Raw genomic sequence first — 6,524 nt, forward strand, 5'->3', positions numbered from 1 at the left:
CACTCCAATACCTTTTGTCAGTATTGTTGAAACTACGCTGGAGTCAATTATATCTGCAGATAAAAAGTATACAAAAATAGGATTGATGGCAACCGATGGGACTTTTATCGGCAAAGTTTATCACAGGGTTTTTGAGGAAAATGGTCTAAAGATAAATGATTTTAACTCTGAGCTTCAAAATAGCATAATGGAAAGTATATACCTTGTAAAGTCAGGCCTGAAAAAAGAAGCGTCTGAAATCTTTATCAAAACCTACCTGGAAATAATTGACGATGGTTATGATTGTTTGATAGCAGGTTGCACGGAAATACCTGTCTTGCTCCCTTTTGTGGACTTGTCTTTGTCAGATGTGTATGATGCTACTGATTTGCTTGCCAGAAAAGTTGTAAGTCTGTGTCTTTAAGGGGTAGTCTATGTATCTGTTGAAGTGTTATTTTTGTGAAAGAGAATATGAAATCAATGACCCTGTTTACAAATGTGCTTGTGGAGGATTTCTTGACATAATAACGGATGAAAAAATAAATTTTGATTTTGTCAATGATAAAATCAAAGGTTTATGGAGATACGAAAAGTTTATCCCTTTGTTTTCAAACAAAAGAGTGACATTTGGTGAATGTTTTACGCCTCTTGTTGAAGATGTAATTTATGGTAAAAATGTCTATCTGAAACTTGATTACCTTTTTCCATCCGGTTCTTATAAAGACAGAGGTTCTGCTGTGCTGATAAGCAAGGCAAAAGAGCTTGGTGTAAGCAAAATTGTCGAGGATTCATCTGGCAATGCCGGTGCATCTATTGCAATGTATTGCGCAAAGGCTAATATAGAGGCTGACATATATGTCCCTGCATCGACCTCAAAAGGTAAGCTTGCCCAGGTTAGGGCATTTGGAGCTAATCTAAAACTTGTAGAGGGTGACAGGCAAAAGACCAGCGAGGCTGTCCTTAAAGCAGCCGAAAATATATATTATGCAAGTCATGTCTACAATCCTTTCTTTTTTGAAGGTACAAAAACTTTTATTTTCGAAATTTATGAGCAATTAGGATACAGACTTCCTGATAATATAGTTATGCCTGTTGGAAATGGCACTCTCTTGATTGGCGCTTATATAGCCTGCAAACAAATGATCGAAAGCGGATATATAGACAAATTTCCCAAATTTGTGTGTGTTCAGTCAGAAAACTGCGCTCCGCTGAGTGAGATGCTCAACGCCAGACCTTTAATTTATTCTGAAACAATAGCAGAAGGGATAGCTATAAAAAATCCTTTACGAGCTTTGCAGATGCTAAAAATTATAAAAGAAACGAACGCTGCCCTTGTGACAGTTTCTGATAATGATATCAAAAATGCCCTTTTAAGTGTAGCGGGTATGGGTTACTATATCGAGCCTACTTCAGCATCTGTGATTGCAGCTTTGAAAAATATTGACTTGGTAGGGGATACGGTAGTCGAACTTACAGGAAGCGGGCTGAAGGCAAACGATAAAATATCGTATCTCATAGAAAATAGCTAACCTGATATTTTTTCTTTTTTTTGATGTTTAATATATTTCTTGGATTGATAAGTTGGGATATTTTGATAATATAGGTTTATGAAAAAAATTATTGTTGCTTTGGTTTTGCTGCTTGCACTGCTGTTTTCCTATATTTCTTCCTACAAAATTCCCGAACTTATAGATGAGAATACATTTGAATATAAAATTACCTTTTTAAACCCTTTTAAATCCGATGATGCAAAAGCCATGATATTACTTGAAAAACTTGCGAGCCTAAGTGATGATAAAAGTGAGGTAAGCAGCTCAATCAAGTTTGAAAAGGTAATGATTAAGTTGGATACGGCAAAGGTTTATATGTCAGGCACAAATGAGGTAGCTTCAAGTTACAATGAATTGAGGATAATAGCCCAGATTGAAGAAGTTTTTAGAATAAATTTTGACTATATAAAAAAAATCATTATTATAGACAGCGGCAATCTATTTAAACATGTTGATGTGAGGTTTCCTTTCAGGATTAGAGACTAAAAGGGGTTTTATCATGAGAAGTGACGGCAGAGAAAATAACCAGATGAGAGAAATAAGGGTAGTTAAAGATTATATAATTTATCCGGAAGGCTCTGTTTTGATTGAATTTGGCAATACAAAGGTAATATGTAATGTGTCTGTATCTGATGGTGTCCCCCCTTTTTTAAAAGGTTCAGGTAGCGGCTGGATTACTGCAGAATATCAAATGCTCCCGCGCTCAACGCATCAGAGAAATTCCAGGGAAGCAGTTAAGGGTAAACTTAGCGGCAGGACTCAGGAAATATCAAGATTGGTAGGCAGAAGTTTGCGTGCAGCTGTTGATTTGACTAAATTGGGTGAAAGGACATTGACTATTGACTGCGATGTCATTCAAGCTGATGGTGGTACAAGGACCGCTTCAATTAGCGGTAGCTTCATTGCACTTGCACTTGCGATGAGAAAACTTTTAAAAGAAGGTTTGATTCCTGAAAATCCAATTGTTAATCAGATTTGTGCTGTAAGTGTTGGCATTTTAAATAAAGAGGCTATTTTGGATCTTAATTATGAGGAGGATTCCTGTGCGGAAACTGATTTGAATCTTGTGGCTACAGGAGATGGCAAGATTATAGAGATACAGGGGACGGCAGAAAAGGAACCTTTTGATATTGATAAGCTAAATCAGATGCTTAAGCTTGGGCTTGAAGGGATAAAAATTATAAGTGAAATACAGAAAAAGGTTTTGGAGTTATAATTGAAAGTATTGGTGGCAACCAAAAACAGACACAAAATAAGGGAAATTACAGATATTTTAAAGGGGAAAGCAGAAGTATGCTCTGCATTTGATGAGCTTGGTATTGGTGATGATATTCCAGAGACCGGTAAAAGTTTTGAGGAAAATGCATCATTGAAAGCACTGTATATATCAAAAATGACAGATGACTATGTAATTGCAGACGATTCAGGGCTTGAAGTGCGTGCTTTAAATAATCGGCCGGGCATTTATTCTGCAAGATATGCAGGTGAAAATTCAACAGATGAAGCAAACAATGAAAAATTGCTGATTGAACTAAAAGGGATCAAAGATAGAAAAGCAAAGTATGTTTGTGTTATTGCACTGGCAAAAAAAGGTGAAATTATTAAGATTTTCAGAGGAGAGCTCGAAGGTGAGATAGCCCTTGCTCCTCGAGGAAAAAACGGGTTTGGCTATGACCCGATTTTTGTTATTGAAAATGGTAAGACGGCTGCAGAAATATCTCCTGAAGAAAAAAATAGAATAAGCCATAGGGCTAAGGCACTAAAGTTGATGGAAGAATATTTTGTTTTTGGGAGTGTTAAATGAAAAACATCTACCTTGTTGGATTTATGGGGACAGGAAAATCAACAGTAGGAAGAGCTCTTGCAAAAAGACTTGACAGGGTTTTTAAAGACCTTGATGATCTTATTGAAGAAAAAGAGAATAAAAAGATTGCAGAAATATTTGAAGAAAAAGGTGAAGAATATTTCCGAAAGATTGAGTCTGAAGTAATAAATGAAATAAGTAGAAAGGAAAACTTTGTGATAGCTACCGGTGGCGGGGCAGTTGTAAACGAGGAAAACTATAAAAGACTCAAGGAAAGTGGTGTACTAATTAGTCTTGCTGCAAGTCCTGAAGAAATTTATGAGAGGACTAAAAATTCAAAGAACAGGCCCCTTCTTAATGTCCAGAATCCGATAGAAGAGATAAAGAGACTTATGTTTGAAAGGGCTTACTACTATATAAAGTCTGATCATATAATTGACACTACAGGTTTATCGGTAGAAGACGTTGTGGATGAAATTATGGAGATTATCTGATGCAAAAACTGTTTGTGGACTTAAAAAAAGATGTAGACGATTCATACGAAATCCACATAGGGCGGGGATTTATATCAGAAAAAATTGATGAATTAAATCAAAAATCAAAGTTTTTTGTTATAGATAGCAACGTTTATAACCTTTATCCATTTTTTCAAAATTTGCAAAATGTATATGTGTTTGAGGCCAGTGAAAAGAGTAAGACAATCGAATCTGTGGAAAAAATACTTGTTTTTCTTAAAAATAACGGCTGTTTGAGGGATTCGATTCTTCTGGCAGTAGGTGGCGGTATTGTTGGCGATGTTGCAGGTTTTGCGGCTTCTATTTACATGCGTGGAATAGATTATTACCAGATACCTACTACTCTTTTGTCAATGGTTGACAGCAGCGTTGGAGGCAAAACTGGGGTTAATCTTTATGAAACAAAAAATTTGATAGGCACTTTTTATCAGCCAAAGGCAGTATTTATAGATATGGACTTTTTAAATACCTTGAGTGATGAAGAATATAAAAACGGTCTTGCGGAAGTAATAAAGTATGCTCTGATGTTTGATGAAAAATTTTATAGTTTGCTTGATGAAAACTCCAAGGAAATAGAAGACAGACAGGAAATTCTTGAAAGTGTAGTTTATAGGTGTTGTGAAATAAAGGCTAAAGTTGTTAAAGAGGATGAAAAAGAGCATGGCTTAAGAATGTTTCTAAATTTTGGGCACACATTTGGACATGCAATCGAAATAGACTCAAATCACACAATTAAGCACGGTTTTGCCGTTGCAACGGGGATGTATCTGGAGACATTATTTGGTCATTATATTAAAAAGGTCAATGATGAAACTGCATTAAAGGTAAAAAATATCCTGAATAAATACAGTTTTGAGCTGAAATATTCTTTCTTGAATGAGGAAAGCTTTTTAAGGGCTATTGCATCTGATAAAAAGGCAAGGCAAAGTGGCATATCAGTTGCCTTGACACCGAAAGTTGGCTCTGGTATTATTTTAAAAGGGGTTGGTATTGATTTGATTAAGGAGTTTTTTGTTTCTTTAAGGAGCTGATATGGACGAAAATCAAAAGGCAAGATACTTAAGAGATATCGAGTACTTCTCAAAAAGGCTTGAAGAAAACCCTAAGTCCAAGGTTTTTATGCCTCTTGCGATGGCCTACTTAAAGCTTGAAAAATTTGATGAAGTAATAGAGATATGCACTAAAGGGCTTGATAATAATCCTGATTATATTGCTGCCAAGACTATCCTTGCGCAGGCATTTTTAGGAAAGGGGATGCTCAATGAGGCAAAGGGGCTGCTTCTTGAAGTTGCGACATTTTCCAGGGATAATTACAGGGCAAATAAGCTGCTTGGTGAAATTTACAGAGCTGAAGAAAATATTGAAAAGGCAATCTATTATTACAGGACAGCTTACTTTAGCTCTCCTGAAGACCTTGAATTAAAGAATTTAATCGAAGAGCTTGCTACTACTGTTGATGCTACCCCAAAAGGTTTTGATGAACTAAAAGAAGATGAACCTCTGTTAAAAGATGAACCTTCAAATGAGGATTTGTTTGAGGCTGAAACCGATATTACCGATATGACAAAAACTCTGGCTGAAGATGTGATGACCGATATCTCCAGAAGTGAGGCAGAAGATATTGATATTTTTGAAGTGGAAGCTGAAGTTGATAGCCTTGTATCAGATAGTAAATATGAAGAGGCGATCCAGGTGGTAAAAACCAAGCTTGGTTTCAACCAGGAGTATATGCAAAAAAAGATTGCCGAAATTGAAGCTTATATGAAAGCAAGAGAATCTGAGGAAATTGTTATCCCGGATAAATCAGAAGAAATTTTAGATGATTTTGAAGAAACGGAAGATTCTAGTAATGAAGTTATCGAAGGCCTTGTTGATGCTAAGCATAACGGCCTGAATGAAGATTTGCTGCCTCAAGTGGAATTGTCTGATGAATTTACCGGTGAGCAGAAAGATGTCGAGCTTGAACTGGAAAATTTTCAAGAGGCCGAAAGTGTTTTAGAGTCATTTGATATTAGAGAAGACCAAAAGAGCTTGGATGATGAGTTGTTGTCGGAGCAAGAAAATGGGGAAGAATTAGTCAAAGAGCAAGAAGAAGCTGAATTTGGCACGGGAAATGTTGAAATCTCCCAGAATATGCCACATTCAGATGATATTGAAAATGAAACCAATATCCTGTCCGACCTTGATAAAACATTTGAATCAAAATTGGACAATATCGATATAAATCCCAATAAAGAAGCAATTGACAGACTTCAGGGCTGGCTTGATAATATCGCAAGAGCCAAAGAGAAGAGAAATGTTTGATAAGATTTTAAAGTTTATTGCTTCAACAGTCAAAGGGGTAAGGGTGCTGGCGGTATTTGACAAGGATGGTATTATTGTCAGCAAGCTTGATAGCAAGGAGAGAGCGGCTGATGAGATTGCGGCTGAATTTTCATCGGTATTGAAATATATTGATAAGGTTACAACTTTTCTTATAACTGGAAGAATGGAAAAAATGTACATTGACTGTGAAACAGAAGGATTTTATCTGCATAAGATAAATAATTTCTACTATATTGTAGCTGTGATTGATAAGAGTGCTATATTGGGAAAACTAAAATATGTTATCAGCTCGCTGGAGCCAAAGTTTAGAAAGGAGCTTGACTTTTAGATGAAACTTCTTGTCGTAAATGG

The 6,524-nt window shown here is 36.2% G+C and carries 9 protein-coding genes; all 9 read left to right on the forward strand.

Going from position 1 to position 6,524, the window contains the following annotated elements; translation table 11 throughout:
* Positions 1–403 (forward strand): aspartate/glutamate racemase family protein (locus tag ACTCAF_RS10715; protein WP_463063270.1); only part of this gene is annotated, 403 nt, incomplete at its 5' end.
* Positions 404–413: 10 nt separating this feature from the next.
* Positions 414–1,508: a threonine synthase gene (locus tag ACTCAF_RS10720; protein ID WP_463063271.1), complete on the forward strand. Its 1,095-nt coding sequence runs from the start codon at positions 414–416 to the stop codon at positions 1,506–1,508.
* Between the two features lie 78 nt (positions 1,509–1,586).
* Positions 1,587–2,015, forward strand: a complete 429-nt coding sequence (locus tag ACTCAF_RS10725; protein ID WP_463063272.1) for a hypothetical protein — start codon at positions 1,587–1,589, stop codon at positions 2,013–2,015.
* 13 nt (positions 2,016–2,028) lie between these two features.
* Positions 2,029–2,745, forward strand: a complete 717-nt coding sequence (rph, locus tag ACTCAF_RS10730; protein ID WP_463063273.1) for a ribonuclease PH — start codon at positions 2,029–2,031, stop codon at positions 2,743–2,745.
* Positions 2,746–3,333 (forward strand): XTP/dITP diphosphatase, encoded by a 588-nt coding sequence (locus ACTCAF_RS10735; protein WP_463063274.1) that lies wholly within the window; start codon positions 2,746–2,748, stop codon positions 3,331–3,333. It abuts the gene before it with no gap.
* Positions 3,330–3,827: a shikimate kinase gene (locus ACTCAF_RS10740; protein WP_463063275.1), complete on the forward strand. Its 498-nt coding sequence runs from the start codon at positions 3,330–3,332 to the stop codon at positions 3,825–3,827. Before ACTCAF_RS10735 ends, ACTCAF_RS10740 begins: the two co-directional genes overlap by 4 nt.
* Positions 3,827–4,879 (forward strand): 3-dehydroquinate synthase, encoded by a 1,053-nt coding sequence (gene aroB, locus ACTCAF_RS10745; RefSeq protein ID WP_463063276.1) that lies wholly within the window; start codon positions 3,827–3,829, stop codon positions 4,877–4,879. The genes ACTCAF_RS10740 and aroB overlap by 1 nt, the downstream gene beginning before the upstream one ends.
* Before the next feature lies 1 nt (position 4,880).
* Positions 4,881–6,152: a hypothetical protein gene (locus ACTCAF_RS10750; protein ID WP_463063277.1), complete on the forward strand. Its 1,272-nt coding sequence runs from the start codon at positions 4,881–4,883 to the stop codon at positions 6,150–6,152.
* Positions 6,145–6,501, forward strand: a complete 357-nt coding sequence (locus ACTCAF_RS10755; protein ID WP_463063278.1) for a roadblock/LC7 domain-containing protein — start codon at positions 6,145–6,147, stop codon at positions 6,499–6,501. Before ACTCAF_RS10750 ends, ACTCAF_RS10755 begins: the two co-directional genes overlap by 8 nt.
* Positions 6,502–6,524: the final 23 nt, after the last annotated feature.

It is taken from the genome of Deferrivibrio sp. (assembly GCF_055117995.1).